Below are 23,087 nucleotides of genomic sequence, written 5' to 3'. Positions count from 1 at the left end.
TAAACCCGAAAAAAGCCCCGAAATAATTCGGGGCTTTATTATTTGCTGGTTCAAAAAACGGTATGGTTTGGAGAGGAAAAAGTCAAAACCGTACCGTTTAGGGAGGAAGAATTCAAAAACGCTATGCTTTTCCCCATAAAAAGTCACGAAGTATTATACTCGCAAAAACCTTCCAGCTCACTCGAAAATCAAAGCACGTATTGGGTAGGAGAAACGCCGGTAATTTTTTTAAAACCTTTGCTGAAAGCAGCCAGATCGGTAAAATTCAACTGGTAGGCAATTTCGCTCCAGCTCAGGTTTTGGTTTTTCAGCGCTATTCCCTTTTCTATGCGCCGCCGGTAAAGATAATTATACGGGCTCACGCCAAAGCATTGCTTGAATAAGCGGAAAAACCGGAACTCGGACAAGCAACACTCACCTGCCACCTGCCCGATATTAACTTCACTAAAAACACTATCGTCCAGAATTTCTTTGCCCTGCAGCAAGCGCTGAAATAATTCCTGGCGGGTACTGCGTTTAGTCACTTCCAGCTTGTAATAAGAGCTTATCATTTCCAGATTTTCAAGCACCAGCAAAGACGCCAGTTCATAGATCAGTTCAATAGTCGGGTTTTCGTTTGGGTGCAAAGTTACCAACCTGATCATCCGGTTCAGAAGTTGCTGAAGGGCATTGCTTGCGTTTGCCTGGCGCACCAGCAGTTCCGGCGATAATAAATACTGCTGTACATTTTTTATTTCATCCAGCTTATTCGGGTGCAGCACTTGCCAGATCAGATCGTTCAGTATTTCCGGCTCTATATTGGCACACATGCCCCAGGTTTCTGCACCTTTAATATTTACATCTAACCGGGGTTCCGATTCGTTCACCAGTAGATATTTTCCCCGGGTAACTTCATGCTTTTTCCCTTTCAGCCAATAGGTTTCCTTTCCTTCCGAAACATACTTTACTCCTAGCCCCACCATCGGGCGGATCTCGGCTTCAAATGCCGAAAAACAAGAACTGATAAGACTATTGGGCGCAAGATCCGAAAAGTCGCTCTTATTGTTCTGAGTATCCATATGAAATACGTCGCAACTACGGTCGTAAGCGAGTTTTCCTATTTTCGAAAAAGTGGCATTTTCCATTAATACAGGCGCAATAATAACAATGCAAAAATATATAATAATCAATATACTACCGGTGAATCCGGTCACTTTTATTATCTAAAAAGGCAGGATTCTACAAGCACAATCCATAAAAGAAGCTGTTGTTTTGAGATTAAATTATTAGAAGGATAAATATAAAATTAACCAGTTAAAAGATTCGGAAACGGTATGGTTTGCGCATCAAAAAGTCGGGTTAATTTTCCGGTTCTCTTCTGGTGATTTCAGCCACTTAACAACCAATTCACTAATAAGTTTTTATGAGAAAGTACTGTTTACTCCTGCTGCTCCTCTTTGGAGCCCGGTTCGCGCAGAGCCAGGCTCCGGCTTGTAGCACTTCTATTACTTCGTACCCCTATGTAGAGCATTTTGCAACCGGCCCCGGCGGCTGGACCAGCGGGGGCACAAATTCTTCCTGGGCGCTCGGTTACCCCACCGGCAAACTTTACATGAATTATACCGCCTCCGATTCCAATTCCTGGATGACGAGCCTGACCGGATCGAATAATTCCAGCGAAAATTCGTACGTGGTCAGCCCCTGCTTCAACTTCTCGAATATGATTGCACCCGTAATTGAAATGAAGATCTGGTGGAACAGTGAGGCCAACGGCGATGGAACAGTATTGCAATCATCTATAGACGGTGGTGTAACCTGGCAACGCGTAGGCGATTATGGTGATCCGTATAACTGGTACAATTTCAACAGCATTGCTTCCGTTCCGGGCAGTCAGCCACCTGTTTTTAACAACCAGGGCTGGTCCGGCCGCATTGGTTCTACTCCGGGCACTGGCAGCGGCGGCTGGGTTACGGCCAAGCACAAACTTAACGGTTTAGGCGGGCAGGCTTCCGTTCGTTTAAGAATTGCATTCGCTTCAGATCTATATTATGAAGACGATGGCTTTGGCTTCGACGATGTGCAGATCTACGAAACCCCGAATCACGATGCCGGCATTTTATCGGTTACAAGCCCTGGCTCCAAATGCGAATTAACAAACCAGGAAAGCGTATCGGTCATGATAAAGAACTTTGGCCTGTTGTCGCAGAATTCAATTCCGATAACGTACCGTTTAGGCAATAACCCGCCCGTAACCGAAGTGCTCACTTCCAGCATGGCTTCCGAAGATGTTTTGCTTTACACTTTTAATACAAAAGTGAATTTAGCTACTCCGGGCACCTATAAGCTAGTGGTTTATACCAACCTGCCAACAGATGGCGACCGCGCGAACGATACTGTTGAAACCATTATAAACGCCATTCCAACCATTACCACCTACCCATATTTTCAGAATTTTGAGAGCGGCAACGGCGGCTGGATTGCAAGCGGCGTAAAAAGTTCGTGGGAGCTGGGAACACCTGCAAAATCTACGATCAATTCTGCTGCGTCCGGCACCAATTCCTGGGTTACCAGCCTTAACGGCAACTATAATTCCGGAGAACATTCGCAGGTATTAGGTCCGTGTTTCAACATGAGCAGCCTTACTTCCCCATTACTTACCATGAAAGTGTGGTGGAATGCCGTAGATGGCACAGCCGGAGCGGTTTTGCAATCTTCGCTTGATAACGGGCAAACCTGGCAACGGGTAGGCAATTTCCGCGACCCCGATAACTGGTACAACGCAGATACTATAAGTTCTTTTCCCGGTGGTCAGCCGCAGGGTTGGTCTGGTTCTGATATGAACTTTATAAACACCGGTAGCAATGGCTGGGTAACTGTAAAACACCTGCTCGACGGTTTAGGCGGCCAGTCTAACGTAAAACTGCGGATCGCATTTACAACCGACAATAACTTTTTAACCGACAACGGCTTTGCTTTCGACGATGTGCAGATCTATGAAAATCCGGCCAACGATGTAGGCATTACCGCGCTTATTGCACCGGTAGCCGGTAACTGCGGAGCCAGCGCTCAGGAAAACGTAACGGTTACGATCAAAAATTATGGCAGCGCAACCCAGACGAATATCCCGGTTTCTTACCAGATCGGTAGCAACAGCCCTGTTACTGGCAATTTTACTGGTTCTCTGGCATCAGGCGCTTCTATAAACTACACTTTCCCAACGCCTGCAAACCTGAGCACAACCGGCAATTATATTTTCACCGTTACTACAGCTTTGCCCGGCGATACTTTCCTGACGAATAACGGCCGCTCCGATACCATTTCAATATTCAACCCGATCTCCGTATTTCCGCACGTAGAGGATTTTGAAAACTGCATTGTTGGCACTTCGGGCACCATACCAGCCGGCTGGACTTTAACCATCAGCAATGCCTTATTCTACCCGTATAGCTGGGAAGTTGCCAGTGGACCTACGCCATGGCAGGGAAGCGGACCGGAAATAGACCATACTCTTGGTAATGCAACCGGTAAATACATTTATGCGCCCATCCAAGGTCCGGCAGGTGACAGCACCGAACTGATAACGCCTTGTATAGATCTTACCGGTTTAACAAACCCGGGCTTCAGTTTCTGGTACCACATGGCGGGCGCTGATATCAACCAACTCCAAATAGAGGTTTCTACCAATAACGGAACAACCTGGACCAACCTGTTTACTTTAACCGGTCCGCAGCAAACCCTGGAAAAAGACGCCTGGCGCAAAAAACTGATCAGGCTGCAGGGCTATACCGGCAATATTAAACTTAAGTTCAAGGCGAAAACCGGAAACGGCCCGGCCGGCGATATTGCGCTAGATGACTTGCGGATCTATGACCTTTCTCCTACCGACATGGAAGTGCTTGCCGTACAATTACCGAACCCGGGCTGCGGCTTATCACCAACTTCAGACGTTTGCGTAACCCTGATGAACGTAGGTACCTCAACGCAAAGCTTCTTCCCGGTAACTTACCAGGTAAATAATGCGCCTGCCGTTACCGAAATGTTCATGGGCTTTATTCCTTCCGGTGGTACGGCGCAATTCTGTTTCAGTACCAAAGCTGATTTCAGTATTCCGGGAGCACACAACGTGGTAGTTTCTGCAATGCCGATGGGCGACCCGGACACGACCAATAATTATGCACAAAGCACCACTTTTAACCAGCCAATTATTGCTTCGCTGCCATATTACCAGAATTTCGATATAGGAAGCGGCGGCTGGATAGCGGGTGGCAACAACAGCTCCTGGGCTTTGGGAACACCGTCAAAAACCATTATCAATTCCGCAGCTTCCGGCACCAGTTCCTGGGTAACCAACCTGACCGGAGAGTATAATGCCAACGAAGATTCTTATGTAATGAGTCCTTGCTTCAATTTTTCGGCCTTAACCGGCGACCCGGATATAGAAATGAAAGTTTGGTGGAATGCCCAAACCAATATAGATGGCGCGGTGCTGCAAACTTCCATAGACGGTGGCCTGACCTGGCAGAATGTAGGCGAAATGGGCGATGCGCTGAACTGGTACAACGATTCTTCGATCTATGCGCAACCGGGTGGCCAGACCAATTATATGGCACGCGGCTGGACCGGAACAATCGCCGATAAAGGCAGCAACGGCTGGGTTACGGTAAAACACAAACTCGACGGCATGGCTGGCAAACCTTCTGTAAAGATCCGGATCGCCTTTGGAGCTAACAGCTGGGGCCAGGACGAGGGTTTTGCTTTCGATGATGTGCAGATCGTAAATAATACCAACAACCTGGCAGTAACCAGATTTATTCCGCTTACTACATACTGCAATTATAGCGCGAACGAAAAAGTAGAAGTAGAACTCGAAAACCTTGGCAGCACTCCGGTCTCGAACGTGAATATGCAGTTTCAGGTAAATGGCGGCACACCGGTTTCAGCTACGTTTGCCGGACCAATTGCCGCAGGTGCCAGAACCAATTTTACCTTCCCGGTGGGAGCCAATTTAACAGCCTTTGGAAACCACGAGATAAAAGTAATTTCCGGAGCAACCAACGATCCTGACCACTCCAACGACACGCTGGTTTATTACCTGAACAATGCCCTTTATACTAACCTGCCTTTAGATTTAGATTTTGAAAGTGCCGCAAGCAGTTTAAACGGTATGCAATTGCGCACCAAAACCCTTTCGGCTATAACCGATGGAGCTGGCGCCAGTTTTGGCACGGGCAGCAAAGGCATGATCATGGATGGTTTGGCCGATTCTACCTGGATAGTACCAACTGGCACACTTGACCCATGGGCCGAGAATCCGGAAAATTTTGCCGCCGTTTACTTCTGCGTTACCCCAACGGGTTACCTGCCTACCGATTCTATGTGGCTGGAATTTGACCTGAAACAACTGTTTAAAGATTCGAACGCCAATACCAACTTCCGGGTAACGGTAAACGGAAACCAGGCTGGCACTACGTATCGGCCGCCGTTTGGAGGGGGCACAGCCGTATGGCAGCACGTTAAAATTCCGCTTACCGCTTTCATCAGCCAGGGCATTATGCAAATTGGCCTGGAAAGCAGCGTGAAAGAAGCTTACGATAATGGAAACGGCACTGCCAATTTAATAGACAACGTACGCGTATCGGGCAACCCTACCAACGGCACGAAAGAAAATTCGCTGCAAGATCTGGTGGTCGTTTATCCAAACCCTTCTTCCGGAATATTCAACCTGCACTTACCGGCTTCGGCTCAAAAGTACACGCTTGAAATTACGGACCTGACCGGTAAAACCATCCGGAAACAAACTTCAGCAGCAGGCAATGCGCAACTGCAATTAACAGATCTGGCCAAAGGTATTTATGTACTGAAAATTACCGGTTCTGCCAACAGCGCTACCCGCAAACTGATCATTCATTAAAAGGTGAGAGTCTGAGCCAGCAATTGCTGGAAGCTTACTAAAAAGCAGGTCTTTGGCCTGCTTTTTTTTTGTTTAACAGCACCCGACTTTTGAAGCCTGAAAGCATACCGTTTTTGACTTTTGAGACCTGAAAGCATAGCGTTTTCACGTTCTGTCATCCTGAGCACAAGTGAGCGCGGGAGCGCGAAGCTTGCGCGCTTAGCGCTGAAGGACCTCGTTGGCGGTAAGCAGTTTTTCAAATAAAAGTGCTAGCGTTTTTAAGTATCACCAGTTTTCAGGCAGAAAACCATAGCGTTTTTTATACTACTGCTTGTTTTCATTCTAATGGAACTTTCGGATTCAGCTTACTTCTCTAAAGAATCACCATTACGATTCAGAAAAGTAGCCATGAAGAACTTAGTAACATCCTCATAAACATCTTATCCTTAGTCATTTTCAGGCTTTAATTTTTCCGGAATAAATGCTGACAATATTCAAAAACAAAGAATTACGCACGTGTGTTTTTAAATAACCCGTGTTCATGGATACAAAAGGCCTGTTCATACACACCTGTTTCACTTTTGCGATTAAAGGAAGTAAATTTCCTAACATTAATCCTTGTAAATCACTAACATACACCCACGTACGCTATAATTTTTACAGTTGCCGTAATTCCGTTCCATTCCTTCAATTTTTTCCAACAACAAAATGATTATCCCATTACAGTTACAGCCGGCGTCCTTTTACTGGATAAAACCGGCTTTGCATGCAGCTTTAACCAAGAAGCTGGGCAACCTTTCGCTGCTATTCCTTTTTATGGCAGCGTTGCTCACTACCAGTTTACCCGAAGCCAAGGCACAAACGCCAGGCTACAGCAAAGGGGGCGGAACCACTAAAACCAATAATTTATTCAATTCTGCCAATGCATATAAAACCCAGTTCCTTTACTTACCCACCGATTTCGGAACAGCGCCTATTCCAGGCACTATAACCCGTATTTATTTCCGGAACTCGGTAGCAAATGCATCCGGAACATTTACCAATTTAAAGGTACTTATGGGGCAAACGGCAGCAACTGTATTTCCGGGTACCGGAAGCCTCGATTTCTATACGGGCCTTACCCAGGTAGTGAACAGCCCGTCTAAAACCATTACCGGCAATGCAACTGTCGGCGGTTGGTTCTACATCGATCTGGATACGCCTTTCAACTACGACAATACCCGCACCCTGATCGTAGAGGTTCAGTTCTTGTCATTCAATACCGGTATTGAAGTATATACTACCAGCTCTGGTCCTGTTCCGGGCCATAAAAAGTTAATTACGGCAAACGCCGCGGCTACTTCCGGCACCCAGGATACCAATGGCTGGCCAAACTTCGGTATTGATATTACGCCGTATCCGGCCTGTTCCGGCACTCCAAATGCAGGCACAGCTGTTAGTTCCAGCCCAACAGCATGCGTTAATGCACCTTTTGAGCTAAGCCTTAGCGGCAATACCCTCGCGAGCGGCTTAACCTATCAGTGGCAATCTTCTCCGAACGGCACAACCGGCTGGACCAATATTACCGGCGCAACCAGTGACCGTTTAACAACATCGCAAACGGCAACTACTTTTTACCGTGCAGAAATAAGCTGCGGCACCAATACAGCTGCTTCCGGAAGCGTGCAGGTTACAACTACGGTAGCTCCGTTTACCGGCATTTATACAATCGATAAAAACAGCCCGGCTTCAGCTACCAACTATCAGTCTTTTGCCGCTTTCGTTTCTGATATTACCTGTAAAGGTGTTTCCGGGCCGGTAACGGTTAATGTGGTTGCTGGAACAGGCCCTTACAATGAGCAGGTAATTTTTAACCCGATTCCGGGCGCCAGCGCAACCAACACCATTACATTCAACGGCAATAGTAATAAGATCAGCTTCAATTCCGCGGCTTCCAATCGTCCGGTGATCAGCCTGAACGGAGCCGACTTTATTAAGCTGGATAATTTCGAGATCGAAGCCAGCAATAACAGTTTTGGCTGGGGCGTTCACTTCATGAACAGCGCCGACAACAATACGATCAGCAACAACACCATTACTATTGCAGCTGCCGGCATTACAGAAGCAACCAACCTTGGAATTGTTTTCTCCAACAAAATAGATGATATAACTTCTGGCAACACCGGCAGCAATAATATCATTTCAGGCAACACCATTTCAGGCGGCTATACCAGCATTTACCTGAACAGCGCACTTACTGCCACCGGAAATAACCAGATCAAAAACAATACGATCAGAGATTTTTATGTTTTTGGTATAAAAGTGGCCGTTGCAAAAGGCACTTTGGTACAAGGAAACGACCTGAGCCGCCCAACCCGCAATTCGGGAGGAAACGAGTTTTATGGCATTCAATTATCCGGTAATTCTCAGTTAAGCATTATCAGCAAAAACCGGATCCACAATACCCACGATATAGCCACCGCACCTTCTATTAATACGGATGTTTATGGCATTAGCATATCAAGTTCAGATGCCCCCGCCGGTTCCGAAAATATTGTAAAGAACAACCTGCTCTATAATATTAATAACCAGGGCGGAATTTATGCCCTGCATAACAGCGGCAGCGACGGAGCCTATTACTATCACAATACCGTAAATTTAGATAACGCCGCCAACACCGGTAATTTACGTGGTTTTCACCAGCAGACTACAGCGGTAAACGTACGGTTCATCAACAATATTATCAGCATTACAGCCGGAACCGGTAACAAACATGCGCTTTATTTCGATGCACCTGCTTCAGCAATTACCAGCAACAACAACGTTTTATATGCACCAGCCGGAAACATTGGCAGCTTCGCGGGCACAGACAGACCAACTCTGGCCGACTGGAAAGCTGTAAGCGGCGGCGCTTTCGATCAGAACAGTTTATCTGCCAATCCGAATTTTGTGAACATTGCTACTGGTAATTTCCAGCCGGGCAATTCTACCATTAACAATACCGGTCAACCGGTTGCGGCAGTTACCGACGATATTACCGGTGCAACCCGTAGTACTACAACGCCGGATGCCGGCGCTTATGAATTCATCTCTCCTACTACCAACGATGCCGGTGTAGTGGCAGTAATTACGCCTGCTGCTGCTGTTGCGCCGGGCGCAAGCGCGGTGGAAGTAGTCATTAAAAATTACGGAACAGCAGCTTTAACCAACGCTTCTATTAACTGGACGGTAAATTCCGTTGCACAAACGCCTTATAACTGGACCGGTAACCTGGCTCCCGGAGCATCGGCGGCGGTAACCATTGGTAACTACACCTTCGTTACCGGACTATTTGCTTTGGAAGTATGTACAGCTACACCAAACGGACAAACAGATGGCAATACTTCAAACGATTGCTTCACGCTGAACGGAACTTCCTGCACGCCACTGGCTGGTACTTATACAATTGATAAAAACAGCCCTGCTTCTACTACCAATTACCAGACAATTGCAGCAGCTGTTCAGAATCTTACTTCCTGCGGCGTTTCAGCTCCGGTAATTTTCAACGTAGTAGCCGGAACCGGCCCTTACAACGAGCAGGTAATTTTAGGAACAATTCCGGGAGCGACTGCTGTGAATACCGTTAAGTTTGAAGGTAATGGCAATACGATCAGTTTTGCAGCAGCTACTGCTACTACAATCCGTTCGGTTGTTCGTTTAGATGGCACCGACTTCGTTACCATTAACAATTTCCAGATAGAAGCTGCTGATCCTACTTATGGCTGGGGCATTCATTTATTGAACGGAGCTGATAATAATACCATCAGCAACAACACCATTACCATTGTTTCTACCAGCGCTTCCGAAAATAATACTATTGGCATTGTTTTCACGAACTCGAATACCCAGGTAACATTACCAGGCAATAGCGGCAACAACAATGCGATATTCGGCAACACCATTAACGGCGGCTATAAAGGCATTCAGCTTAATAATATTGCAACTGTAAACAGCCAGAACCGCATTTTAACTAATACCATCAAAGATTTCCATGCCTATGGTATTTCAGTGGTTACGGCTAAAGGCACCCTAATTGAAGGAAACGATATTTCCCGGCCTAATCGCACCATTGTAAATAATCCTTCCTACGGAATTTTTCTTGACAACAATGCCACAGGTACTACCATCAGCAAAAACCAGATCCATAATACCCATATTGGAGCAGCTACAAAGACCGGAGCCTTTTACGGTATAACTATTTTCAATTCAGATGGTGCAACCGGTTCCGAAAACATTGTTAAAAACAACCTGATCTACAACATTAATAACACTGGTGCGGTTTACGCTTTTTATACATCAGGCAGCGATGGGGTTTATTACTATCACAATTCCGTAGATCTGGATCACGGAACAAATGCAGGTGAGTTACGAGGTTTCTATCAGACAACTGCAGCTACCAACATCAGATTTATTAACAATATTATTTCGATTACAGGTGGTACCGGCGCAAAAACTGCCCTGTACTTTCAAACAACTACATCCAGCATTACCAGCAATAATAACGTATTATATGTTCCTGCCGGAAATGTTGGCTTCTTCTCTGCTGCAGTAGCTACCCTTGCCGACTGGAAAACTGTTAACAACAATGTTTACGACCAGAACAGCGTTGCCGATGATCCGAGCTACGCGAGTGTGACAACCGGAAATTTACAACCAACTTCTGCCCTGCTAAACAATATCGGCCAGCCTGTTGCTGCTGTAACGGACGATATTACCGGTGCCCCGCGCCATGCTGCAACGCCTGATCCGGGTGCTTACGAATTTGGCGCGAACCTGAACGACGTAGGGGTTATTGCCATTGGCGGTCCGGCTACTACGGGTTGTGGTCTGAGCAATGCCGAAACTATTACGATTACCATTAAAAACTTTGGTTCTGCTACGCAAACTACTATTCCGGTTTCCTTCTCGGTAAACGGTACTACAATTGCCAACGAAACTTTCACCGGTTCTATTCTGGGTAATGCAACCGCAACGTACACCTTCACCGCAAAAGCCAATATGAGTGTTCCGGGCCCTTATGCTGTTGTTGCGAAAACCATATTAGCAAACGATGGCAATACCAGCAACGATGCTGACACCTTAAGTCACCCAAATGCCTTATTCGCTTCGCTACCGGTAAACCTTGATTTTGAAACAACCAATACCGGTTTACCAATGCTGAAAACGATTGTAAGTACGCAGGCAAAAATTACCGAAGGAACAGGCGCCAGCAACGGTACGGGTTCTACCAAAGGCCTGATCATGGATGGAGTGAACAGCTTTAACTGGACAATCCCTACCGGTATTATCGATCCCTGGACTGCTAACCCGGACAATTTTGCCGGCGCTTACTTCTGCGTTTCGCCAGGCACCGGAACTCCAAAAGATTCCCTGATCCTGACTTTCGATCTGAAACAATTATACAAGAGCGTAAATGCCAATACCAACTTTCGGGTAACGGTAAACGGTGTGCAGGAAGGCCCAACCTATCGTCCTCCATTCTCCGGCACTCCAATCAACTGGCAGAAAATTAGCGTGGACCTTACTTCTTACATCAACCAATCCACCATCGAAATTGGCCTGGAAAGCAATGTAAAAGAGGAATACGACAACGGCAACGGCACTGCTAACCTGATCGATAATATCGAGTTGAAGCGCGTTGCTGCACCAAATACCGGAATATCAGAAAACACACTGCAAAGCAACGTAGTTGTTTATCCGAACCCGTCTGCCGGTTTATTCAACCTGAAAGTTCCTGTTTCAACCCGCAATTACAAAGTTGAAGTGATGGACCTGACCGGTAAAGTAGTGAAGCAGCAGGTAGTGAAAAATAACTCAGGAGCAGCGTTACTGAACCTGAACGGCTCGGCCAAAGGCATCTATATTCTGAAGATCACTTCCGAAGGCAATGTAGCCACCCGCAAACTGATCGTGGAATAATAGAAATAGGTAAAGTTTTTTCATCATCAGAAAAGCTCCGGAATTTTTCCGGGGCTTTTTTTTTTTACAAAAACGCTATGGTTTCCGGCCTAAAAAGTCAGAAATGACGGCTTCATGGAAATGATGAACTATTTAGTTTTAAATCTAAGACCTAATAGCATTTGGCAACCTTATAATTTCAGGGGGAAAACCATAGCGTTTTTATCACTTAGCCAAGGAAGTTCGACCAGAAGATGCTGGCACTTTTTGAATTTCATCAATACTTTCTACCCGTTTTTCTGACTTTTTAAGCCCCAAACCATAGCGTTTTTGCACGACACATCTTTAGTTACACACACATTTTGCGGAAAACCTCTTTTGTATTAGGCACATATCTGCAGAAAAGCGTACTTTTGCGGCATCATCATTTCACCAATTTCCTGTGGAACAAACCCTCACTACCGTAGAAACCGCCAAGCAACTTGGCCTGTTAGAAGAAGAGTTCGAAAAAATCAAATCCATTCTGGGCCGCACGCCGAATTTTACTGAGCTGAGCATTTTCTCGGTTATGTGGAGCGAGCACTGTTCGTATAAGAACTCTATTGTGTGGCTGAAAAAACTGCCGAAAGATTCGCCCCGCATGCTGGCCAAAGCCGGTGAAGAGAACGCTGGTTTAGTAGATATCGGCGACGGCCTGGCTTGTTCCTTTAAAATTGAAAGCCACAACCACCCATCCGCCATTGAGCCTTACCAGGGCGCCGCAACCGGCGTGGGCGGCATTAACCGCGATATTTTCACCATGGGTGCGCGGCCAATTGCGCAATTAAATTCCCTGCGTTTCGGCGATATTACCAAAGACAAAACCCGCAGCCTTTTAAAAGGCGTGGTAAAAGGAATCGGCGATTACGGCAATGCTTTTGGTATTCCAACCGTAGGCGGTGAGCTTTTCTTTGATCCTTCGTACAACATCAACCCGCTGGTAAACGCATTTTCGGCGGGTATCGTGGAAGCTGGCAAAACGGTTTCGGCAACTTCTTACGGCGTAGGCAATCCGGTTTTCATCGTAGGTTCTGCTACCGGTAAAGACGGAATTCACGGCGCAGCTTTCGCTTCCAAAGATATTACCGAAGATTCTGCCAATGATCTGCCTTCCGTTCAGGTGGGTGACCCGTTCCAGGAAAAATTATTGCTCGAAGCAACGCTGGACGTAATTGAAAGCGGCTGCGTAATTGGTATGCAGGATATGGGTGCGGCCGGTATTACCTGCTCCACTTCCGAGATGAGCGCCAAAGGCGAACACGGCATGGAGATCTGGTTAGACAAAGTTCCTACCCGTCAGCCAAACATGAAGCCGTTCGAAATCCTGCTTTCTGAGTCTCAGGAACGCATGCTGATCGTGGTGAAAAAAGGCGAAGAAGCAACCATTAAAAAGATCTGCGATAAATGGGACCTGTACTGCGAACAAATTGGCGTGGTAAACGACACAAAGCGCTTAACCTATTTCCAGAACGGCGAGCTGGTTGCCGATGTACCGGCTGATGACTTAGTTTTAGGCGGCGGCGCGCCGGTTTACCATAGAGAATACCGCGAACCGGCTTATTTCCAGGAAACCAAGAAATTCAAGATCGAAAGCATTCAGGAGCCAAAAACGCTGGAAGAATTTAAAAAGATCGCCGAGCATTTGGTTTCGCACCCGAATATCTGTTCCCGTCGCTGGGTTTCTGAGCAATACGATTCGATGGTTGGAACGGCTACGATGACGACGAACATGCCTTCGGATGCGGCGATCGTAAAGATCAAAGGCACGAACAAAGCTATTGCGATTAAAGTAGATTGCAACAGCCGCTACGTAAACGCCGATCCGGAAGAAGGATGTGCGATTGCGGTGGCCGAAGCTGCGCGAAATATTGTGTGCTCCGGTGGCGAACCGCTGGCTATTACAAACTGCTTAAATTTTGGCAACCCGTACGTTCCGGAAGTTTACTGGCATTTTGTAGGCGCCATTAAAGGCATGAAAAAAGCCTGCGAGAAATTCGAAACCCCGGTAACCGGCGGCAACGTGAGCTTCTACAACCAGTCTTCGGATGAAGGTCCGGTTTTCCCGACGCCTACCATTGGGATGCTGGGTTTACTGGAAGACAAGAAAAACGCTATGACTTTGGCCTTCCAAACTGCCGGTGATCTTATTTACCTGGTTGGCGAAGCACAAAACGACATCAACAGCTCGGAGTATTTATATTCTTACCAGAAAGTTGCTTTATCTCCGGCCCCGCATTTCGACCTGGAAGAAGAATATAAAGTGCAGCAAACCGTTAAAGAGCTGATCAAAACCAAAGCCATTACTTCTGCCCACGACGTTTCTGACGGAGGTTTATACATTGCCTTGCTGGAAGCGGCCATGCCGAAGCACTTAGGTTTCTCCATCAAAACTGACAGCAATTTCCGGAAAGATGCCTACCTGTTCGGCGAAAGCCAGAGCCGTGTAGTAGTTTCGGTGAAGGCAGAACAAAAAGCTGCTTTCGAAGAAATGCTGAAGTCTAAAAATACCGCTTTCACGCAATTAGGCGAAGTTACTTCCGGCGTTTGCGAAATTGACGGCGAAACCTGGCATCAGACTTCGGATTTGAAGCACGTTTATGATAATGCTTTAGGCAAGATCATGGCGAATTAATCCATCAGCTAAAGCAGACGGCAATGAAAATCTGGAATAGCGCAGGGCTTTAAAAGTTCTGCGCTATTTTTTTTACTGAGAGTAAAATTTGCTCTTCCGGATTTGTAATCCGAAAGTAAGGAGCTGTGGATCTGCGATCCGCCTGCACTTTCAGCAGCTATAAAAACGCTATGCTTTTAAGGGGAAAAAGTCGGATTACAAATCCGGAAGAGCCGGTTATTTGAGTAAAAAAATCGCAATGCTTCCGCCAGTTACAAACTGGCTATTGATGAAACCCACAAGTTGCGCTGCGCCAAACTTGCGGGATAAATATGGCTTAATAAGTTCCCTCGGCTTCGCCCGGGATGTCGCAATCCATTAAATTCCCCATTCTGACTTTTTTTTCAAAAAAATACACCGTTTTAAAATCCTCAAAATCAGCAGCAAAAGCGCTTAAACTGACTTTTTAATCAACTTTTTTAAAAAATATTTTTGCAGGTTTAAAAATCCTTACTACATTTGCACATCGAATCACGGCAACGACCGCTGAAACGAAGATTGTCCGATGGTGTAACTGGCAACACGTCTGATTTTGGTTCAGAAGAGTCCAGGTTCGAAACCTGGTCGGACAACACAAAAAGCCTCCTGCAAAACGGGAGGCTTTTTTTATTTCCTACCCTGTTAAACTAATTTCGCATAAATATCCGGTTTCGGTTTTTATTCCGGCTTATTATCCCTAATTTTGCGGCTTCATTCACTCAATCAACTAGAAACCAGTCTTTAACGCACTCTCCCGTTATGTCACAGGTTAAAATTTTTAGCGGTACCGCTTCTAAATATTTCGCTGAAAAAGTAGCTGCCGCTTATGGCACGAAACTCGGCGACGCTACGCTTTATAAATTCAGCGACGGCGAAATGGCACCGCATTACAACGAATCGATCCGCGGTGCGGAAGTGTTCATCATCCAGTCAACTTTTCCGCCGGCAGACAACCTGATGGAACTTATGTTGATGGTAGATGCAGCCAAACGCGCTTCGGCGCACAAAGTAATTGTGGTAATGCCTTACTTTGGTTATGCCCGCCAGGACCGCAAAGATAAACCACGCGTTTCCATCGGTTCGAAAGTAGTGGCCAACGCTATCCAGTCTGTTGGAGCTGACCGCTTAATGACCTGCGACTTACACGCCGGTCAGATCCAGGGTTTCTTCGATATTCCGGTAGATCATTTAGATGGTTCTGCGATCTTCGTTCCGTATGTAAAAAGCCTGAATTTAGGCAATAACCTGGTTTTCGCTTCGCCTGACGTTGGAGGTTTGGGTCGTGCCCGTATGTTCGCCAAGAACTTTGGTTCCGACATTGTGGTTTGCGACAAGCACCGCGCCCGCGCCAATGAGATCGCCTCGATGCAGGTAATTGGTAACGTAGAAGGCCGCGACGTAATTCTGGTGGACGACATGATCGATACAGCCGGCACCATGACCACGGCTGCGCAACTGATAAAAGAAAAAGGCGCAAAATCGGTACGGGCCATTGCTACGCATGCAATTCTTTCCGGTCCGGCTTTGGAGCGCATCGAGAATTCTGTATTGGAAGAACTGGTGGTTTCAGACACTATTCCATTAAAACAGGAATCTCCTAAAATTAAAGTACTGAGCTTCTCCGATCTGTTTGCCCGTGCTATCAGCAACGTGGTAACACATGATTCGATCAGTTCACTGTTTATCTAATTAGAAATTAAAAATTAGAAATTAAAAATTGTTCTTTTAAAGTCATTTCTAATTTCTAATTCATAATTTTTAATTAAAAATTTGGCTATACTTATTAGCAATATAACTTACATTTTTAAAAACAATTTTATGAAAACGTTAGAGATTATAGGGTTTAAAAGAGCAAATCTCGGTAAAAAGGAGTCGAAAGACCTGCGCGCTGAAGCGATGGTACCATGCGTACTTTACGGTGGCGAGAAGCAAGTACATTTCCATGCTCCTATGATCATGTTCCGCGACTTATTATATTCACCAGAAGCTGCTCAGGTACACCTGAACATTGAAGGTGATGAATATAAAGCAGTAGTTCAGGCGTCACAGTTCCACCCGGTAAACGAAATGCTGATGCACGTAGATTTCCTGGAGCTGAACGACAACAAAGAAGTTAAAATGGAGGTTCCGGTTCGTTACGTAGGTGTATCACCAGGTGTATTAGCCGGTGGTAAACTGGTTAGCAAACTGCGTAAACTGAAAGTGAAAGCGCTTCCTGCTAACTTGCCAGATTTCGTTGAAGTTAACATTTCTGACCTGGAATTGGGTAAATCTGTAAAAGTTAGCAAGATAGAAGCTAAAAACTACACAATCTTAACTAACGCTTCTGCTCCGGTTGCAACCGTAACTATTCCACGTGCGCTGAAACAAGCTGCCAACGAAGGCAAGTAATTTCAACCTGGCCTCTCCTGATTCAGGGAAGGACTTTAAAAACTCCTGTTTTCTTCGGAAGGCAGGAGTTTTTTTGTGTGTCTGAACACGATTTAAGGGATTAAAGGATGGCCAGAATTTTAAAGTTTTACAAAAATTTGACGCATATCTGATAAGTCCCCCTTTGGAGGGGGCAAGGGGGAGGTTAATTATTGCTGAATTTTCCTCAGCAGTTTTCCCATTAAAACGCTACCGTTTCTGCCCCGAAAACCGTCAGCTGAAGCAGACGACAATGAAGCTCCGGGAAATATTCAAAAATTTTCGTTGCCGTGGACTTTAGCCAACGGTTTCCGAAACAAACCTTAAATTTGTATTCTTACTAAACCAACCCAACCGGAAGTGCTTAAAAGTCTTTTCAACATCTTTCAGCCTGAAAAGGCAGCCTCTGCAACGGAACCCACCGATATGAAATACCTGATCGTAGGCCTCGGCAACATTGGCCCCGAATACGCAAATACGCGCCACAATATTGGTTTTATGGTGCTCGATTACCTGGCTAAAAAACACGATGCTACGTTTGAAACAGGCCGCCACAGCTTTGTAACCGAAATAAAAACCAAGGGCCGCACTTTTACGCTCGTAAAGCCTACCACTTACATGAACCTGAGCGGCAAAGCGGTACAACACTGGCTCAGCACCCTTAAAATTCCGGCCAGCCAGATGCTCGTGATTACCGACGACCTCGCCATTCCGTTCGGCAAATTGCGGCTGCGCGGCAAAGGCTCGGCGGGCGGCCACAACGGCCTGAAACACATTGAAGAAACCCTGGGCAATAACGAATACGCCCGCCTCCGCTTCGGCGTGGAAGCCAACTTCCCGAAAGGCCGCCAGGTAGATTACGTACTAAGCCCTTTCTCCGAAGACGAACAAATTGACCTGCCGGGCTTGATCGAGAAATCTGCGGAAATGGCGATTTCGTTTGGGACGATTGGCATTGAGCGGACTATGAATTTTTATAATACGAAGTAATATTTAAGACTACGAATATGATTTACGTTACCTGCGCCATTATTGAGAAAGACGATAAAGTACTTTGTGCGCAGCGTAGTGAATTAATGAATCTACCTTTGAAATGGGAATTTCCGGGTGGCAAAGTGGAAGTTGGCGAAACAAATGAAAGCTGTATTGTAAGAGAAATTGAAGAGGAGCTTGGCTTAGAGATTTCGATTTTAGATACACTTCCTCCAAGCATTTTTCAATATCCGAACGCCAAAGAAATTTGTTTGCTGCCTTATATTTGCCGCATTGATGCCGGCGAAATTAATCTAAAAGAGCACAAACAAGTAACATGGCTTTCTTTAAGTGAATTAAAAACACTAGATTGGGCGGAGGCAGACATCCCAATTTTAGAAAACTACTTATCGCTAAAGAATGCTTAAAGAAGGAATTTACGAACAGCTAATTAATACCTCTTTACAAGAAAAGATAAATCAAATCTCGGTTGATCGGTTTTACATCAACCAAACTTCTCTTGATAAAGAGGAAGCGGCTAACGTTCTTTCTACCTACTTAATTGACCTTATTCAATTTGCTTTAAAGGAAATAAAGGAAGAGAACAGCGTCCAAAAGCAGATAGTTTTTTGCAACGAAATCATAGTGTTTATTGACAAAAAAGTAAATCTGGATTCAAGCGATAGTATAATCGCATTGGAAGGTCAAATCCTCACGGCCGTTTTAAATAAAATTGGCAAAACGGATAAGCAACTCGAGGATGATTTAAAACGGAAAATTCCACAAACCGGCCTTTCCGTTAGTACTCTTTTTACCGGTAATAATTCTGACATTTCCATTGATACAGAAATTGAGCGCGATATATTATCGGCAGATAAAATTCTTTGGATAGTTTCTTTTATCAGGTGGTCTGGTCTTCGGATTTTTGAGAAAGCTTTAAAGGAATTTACTGCCCGCGAAGGTGCAGAATTAAAGATAATTACCACCACGTATATGGGCGCTACAGAAGCCCGCGCGTTAGAATTTCTGTCGCAACTTCCGCGAACCCAAATCAAAATTTCTTACCAAACTAAAATTGAAAGGCTTCACGCCAAAGCATATATTTTTGATAGAAATACCGGTTTTAATTCAGCTTATATTGGTTCTTCTAATCTTTCAAGGTCTGCGCTTACGAAAGGTTTAGAGTGGAATTTAAGAATTACCAGTCAGGAAAATCCACACATTATTGAAAAGTCGAAAGCTACTTTTGAGCATTATTGGAACAGCATCGATTTTGAGGATTTTCAAATTGGCGGTCTAACGAAATTCAAGGCAGCGCTTCAACAGGAAAAACAACGCGACCAAAGTATTTCGCTAACCAATTATTTCCAAATATCACCTTTCCCTTTTCAGAAAGAAATTCTGGAGAAACTTGCGGTCGAAAGAGAATTTTATGGAAAATTTCGGAATTTAATTGTTGCAGCCACGGGAACGGGGAAAACAGTAATTTCAGCTTTCGATTATCAGCGTTTTAATCAAAACCAAAAAGGAAAAGCAAACCTTCTTTTTGTTGCGCACCGGAAAGAAATATTAGAACAAGCAATTGGCACCTTCAGAGCTGTTTTAGGCGCTGGCTACCGTGATTTTGGCCAATTATGGGTTGGCGATTACAAACCACAAGAAGGCGATTTAAAACATCTTTTTATTTCGGTTCAGACGTTCAATTCCCAAAAAGAATTCTTTGCGAATCGGCTATCTAAAGACTATTACGATTTCATAATTATTGATGAAGCGCATCATAGTCAAGCAGATACGTACCGGCCAATATTCGAGCTTTTTGAACCGCAAATATTGCTGGGCTTAACTGCTACGCCAGAACGAATGGATGGCAAAAGTTTACTTCCCGACTTTTCCGATAAAATTGCCGCTGAAATCAGATTGGCCGACGCGCTAACTTTAAAATTACTGAGTCCATTTCAATACTTCTGCATTGCTGACAATAGCGTAAATCTAAAAGATGTAAAATGGAGTGCAGGTAAATATGACACTACCGAACTCACACATTGTCTAACTACGAGAAAGCGGGTTTCCTTAATTATTAATGCCGTAAATCATTATTTAACCGATCCTTTCGAAACCAAAACGATAGGGTTTTGCACCTCAAAAGTGCACGCGCAATTTATGGCAGATTCTTTTAACCAAGCCGGTTTTAAAGCAATTTGTTTGGTAAGCGGCAATGGTACTGACGACGATCGTTCCAACATCCGGCAGAAACTAATTAGCGGAGAAGTTAACTTCGTTTTTGTAGTAGATATTTTTAATGAAGGCGTAGACATTCCGGAAATTGACACGGTTTTGTTTCTGCGCCCAACCGAAAGCTTAACTATTTTCTTACAGCAATTAGGCCGCGGCTTAAGACTTTCAGAAGGGAAAGAATGCTTAACGGTTTTAGACTTCGTAAGCCAGGCGCACGCCAATTATAATTTCGCTGAAAAATTCAGAGCACTGGTTGGGAAATCAAAAGATAATATTCAAAAGGAAATTGAAAACAGTTTCCCGCATTTACCAGCCGGAAGCAATATCCGGATGGAGCACCAAGCCAAAAGCTACATTTTAGAGAACATCCGAAATGCAGTTTTTAACGCCAAAAGACTACGAAAAGAAATCTCCCAATTTCAAACGCATTCGCACTTACCTTTAACGCTGGCAAATTTTCTTGAACATCATCACTTAGATATTCGCACCATTTATTCGAATAATTCCTGGTCTAATTTAAAGCGCGATGCGGGCGTCATTCAATTTGAACCAACAGGGAATTTTGACCAGATTTCTCGAGGCTTAAAAAGACTTGTGCATATTGATTCACCGCGTTACTTAAACTTTATTTCAGAATTAATAAAAGCTGATTTCAAATATATTCGTAACCAGGAAGAAGATGAACAATTGGCATTAATGTTTTATTACGACATCTGGCAAAAAGGAATTGGTGAATTTGAATTTGCTTCAATTGAGGAAGGCATTAAAGAAATAGCCAATTATCCAATTTTAGCGGAGGAAATAAAAGAAATCATTTCCTATTTAAGAAATCACCTCAACCATACCACTAAAGAAATTGACTTAAACTATCCGCTTTCGTTGGAAGTTCACGCACGTTATCCCCGCGATGAAATATTATGCGCATTTGGTTTATCAACTCCGGAAAAACAATTTACCTCCAGAGAAGGTGTCGTTCCCATAAAGCATTTAAACACCGAATTACTTATGGTAACTTTAAATAAATCGGATAAAGATTTTTCTCCTAGTACCCAATATGAAGATTATGCCATAACGGAAAAGATTTTTCATTGGCAATCGCAAAACAAAACGGCGCCCGAAAGTTCGGTTGGAATATCATACATCAAGCACAAAGAAAATCAAAAGAACTTGCTGTTATTCGTAAGGGAAGAGAAAAAAGACAACTACGGCTTCACCAGCCCGTATCACTTCCTGGGCTCGGTAGATTATATATCGCATAGCGGGTCGAAACCGATGAGCATAAATTGGCAGCTAGAAGAACCGATGCCGCCTTATTTATGGAAAGCTGCTGCTAAAATGGCGGTAGGTTAACAATTAGCATCCCACCCCAAAAACCCCTACCTTTGCCCCATCAAAAAACCCTCCGCCACTTCTCCAACAATATCACCCGATAATTGAATTGTTACGGCGGAATAGGAGTTATACCTCCAACAAACCCGAAGGATGCCTTTAAGTAAAGTGAACCTCCTTCACAACATCCGATCGCGGCTTCAGCCCTTATCCTGCTTCAGGCTGCAATTACAACAAAATCTTTAATGACATTTGAGAATTTAAACCTGATTACTCCTATCCTGAGCGCACTACAAGCCGAAGGATATACCAACCCTACGCCTATACAGCAACAGGCCATTCCGCTTTTACTGGAAGGAAAAGACCTGCTGGGTTGCGCCCAGACGGGTACCGGGAAAACGGCGGCTTTCGCCATTCCTATTCTGCAACACCTGAGCGCCCTGCCAAAACCAGCCCGCGGACAAAACCGCATCAAGGCGCTTATTTTAACCCCAACCCGCGAACTGGCCATCCAGATCGAGGAAAGCTTTAAGGCTTACGGCAAAAATCTGAACCTGAAACACCTCGTTATTTTCGGCGGCGTGGGTCAGAAACCACAAACCGATGCGCTGCGCAACGGCATCGACATCCTGGTGGCAACGCCGGGCCGTCTGCTGGACCTGATGAACCAGGGCTTTATCAACCTGAACCACATCACGCATTTCGTTTTAGATGAAGCTGACCGCATGCTGGACATGGGTTTTGTGAACGACGTGAAAAAGGTAATTGCCAAACTTCCAGCTAAACGCCAGAGTTTATTCTTCTCGGCAACTATGGCTCCGGAGATCATTAAACTGGCCGATACCATGCTGGTGAACCCGGAGAAAGTGGAAGTAACGCCAATTTCTTCTACCGCCGAAACCATTATCCAGTCGGTTTACTTCGTCGATAAAAAAGACAAGAAGAACCTGCTGATCCACGTGCTTCAGGACAAAGCCATTAAAACCGCGCTGGTATTTACCCGCACCAAACACGGCGCCGACAAGGTGGTAAAAGACCTGGTAAAAGCTGGTATTACGGCGGAAGCCATTCACGGCAATAAAAGCCAGAATGCCCGTCAGCGCGCGTTAAGCAACTTTAAAGAGCAAACCACCCGCATTTTAGTTGCTACCGATATTGCAGCCCGCGGCATCGATGTGGAAGAACTCGGCCACGTAATCAACTACGAGCTGCCGAACGTTTCGGAAACCTACGTACACCGCATCGGCCGTACCGGTCGCGCCGGAAACGCTGGTATTGCCTTTTCGTTCTGCGACGCCGAAGAGCACCAGTATTTACGCGACATCAACAAACTGATAAACCGCGCGATTCCGGTAGTGGAAGAGCATCCGTACGTGATGGCCAATGCCGCGCACCTGCAGGTCACCGCCGTTCCGCTTCCGCAGAGACCAGGCAAACCGCAGTTCCGGAATTCAAGCAATACCAATAAACCGAAGCAGAAAAAGCAGGGCTGGTGGAGTAATAAGCCGAAAGCAAAAGCTAACTAATTGCTGGTTGCAGATTATATTATATAAAGCCGCTGGGAATTTTTCTCTGGCGGCTTTTTTGTTTTCAGTTTATTACAACCTTATTGCTTCAAGTAAACAATTCTGCTTCTAAAATCAACCACCCCCAACCCCTCCTGTCCAG

The 23,087-nt window shown here is 45.2% G+C and carries 10 protein-coding genes and 1 tRNA gene; 10 read left to right on the top strand and 1 reads right to left on the bottom strand.

Going from position 1 to position 23,087, the window contains the following annotated elements:
- Positions 1 to 188: 188 nt before the first annotated feature.
- A complete protein-coding gene (locus ACFPIB_RS12615; protein WP_378017819.1) occupies positions 189 to 1,124 on the bottom strand; it encodes a helix-turn-helix domain-containing protein in 936 nt (311 codons plus the stop codon).
- A 278-nt stretch (positions 1,125 to 1,402) separates the two neighbouring features.
- Between ACFPIB_RS12615 and ACFPIB_RS12610 the strand changes: the two genes are divergently transcribed.
- The 10 genes from ACFPIB_RS12610 to ACFPIB_RS12565 all read left to right on the top strand — a co-directional run bounded on the left by ACFPIB_RS12610 (position 1,403) and on the right by ACFPIB_RS12565 (position 22,945).
- Complete coding sequence (locus ACFPIB_RS12610) at positions 1,403 to 5,890, top strand: T9SS type A sorting domain-containing protein (protein ID WP_378017818.1); 4,488 nt, start codon at positions 1,403 to 1,405, stop codon at positions 5,888 to 5,890.
- A 687-nt stretch (positions 5,891 to 6,577) separates the two neighbouring features.
- Complete coding sequence (locus tag ACFPIB_RS12605; protein ID WP_378017817.1) at positions 6,578 to 11,806, top strand: T9SS type A sorting domain-containing protein; 5,229 nt, start codon at positions 6,578 to 6,580, stop codon at positions 11,804 to 11,806.
- A 421-nt stretch (positions 11,807 to 12,227) separates the two neighbouring features.
- A complete protein-coding gene (gene purL, locus ACFPIB_RS12600; RefSeq protein ID WP_378017816.1) occupies positions 12,228 to 14,456 on the top strand; it encodes a phosphoribosylformylglycinamidine synthase subunit PurL in 2,229 nt (742 codons plus the stop codon).
- A gap of 538 nt (positions 14,457 to 14,994) precedes the next feature.
- A tRNA-Gln gene (locus tag ACFPIB_RS12595) sits at positions 14,995 to 15,067 on the top strand.
- A 166-nt stretch (positions 15,068 to 15,233) separates the two neighbouring features.
- Positions 15,234 to 16,163, top strand: coding sequence for a ribose-phosphate pyrophosphokinase (locus tag ACFPIB_RS12590; RefSeq protein ID WP_378017815.1), 930 nt, complete (start codon positions 15,234 to 15,236; stop codon positions 16,161 to 16,163).
- 129 nt (positions 16,164 to 16,292) lie between these two features.
- Positions 16,293 to 16,865, top strand: coding sequence for a 50S ribosomal protein L25/general stress protein Ctc (locus ACFPIB_RS12585; RefSeq protein WP_378017814.1), 573 nt, complete (start codon positions 16,293 to 16,295; stop codon positions 16,863 to 16,865).
- Positions 16,866 to 17,309: 444 nt separating this feature from the next.
- On the top strand, positions 17,310 to 17,873 hold the full coding sequence (gene pth / locus ACFPIB_RS12580; protein WP_378017813.1) for an aminoacyl-tRNA hydrolase: 564 nt from the start codon (positions 17,310 to 17,312) through the stop codon (positions 17,871 to 17,873).
- A gap of 17 nt (positions 17,874 to 17,890) precedes the next feature.
- Positions 17,891 to 18,283: a (deoxy)nucleoside triphosphate pyrophosphohydrolase gene (locus tag ACFPIB_RS12575; RefSeq protein ID WP_378017812.1), complete on the top strand. Its 393-nt coding sequence runs from the start codon at positions 17,891 to 17,893 to the stop codon at positions 18,281 to 18,283.
- Positions 18,276 to 21,440, top strand: a complete 3,165-nt coding sequence (locus ACFPIB_RS12570; RefSeq protein ID WP_378017811.1) for a DEAD/DEAH box helicase — start codon at positions 18,276 to 18,278, stop codon at positions 21,438 to 21,440. The genes ACFPIB_RS12575 and ACFPIB_RS12570 overlap by 8 nt, the downstream gene beginning before the upstream one ends.
- A 224-nt stretch (positions 21,441 to 21,664) precedes the next feature.
- Positions 21,665 to 22,945 (top strand): DEAD/DEAH box helicase, encoded by a 1,281-nt coding sequence (locus ACFPIB_RS12565; protein ID WP_378017810.1) that lies wholly within the window; start codon positions 21,665 to 21,667, stop codon positions 22,943 to 22,945.
- The last annotated feature ends 142 nt before the right edge of the window (positions 22,946 to 23,087 follow it).

The organism is Adhaeribacter terreus, assembly GCF_042657365.1.
Lineage (GTDB): Bacteria > Bacteroidota > Bacteroidia > Cytophagales > Hymenobacteraceae > Adhaeribacter_A > Adhaeribacter_A terreus.
Note: the sequence above shows the minus strand (reverse complement) of the source record. Positions and strands in the feature narration are given on the sequence as shown.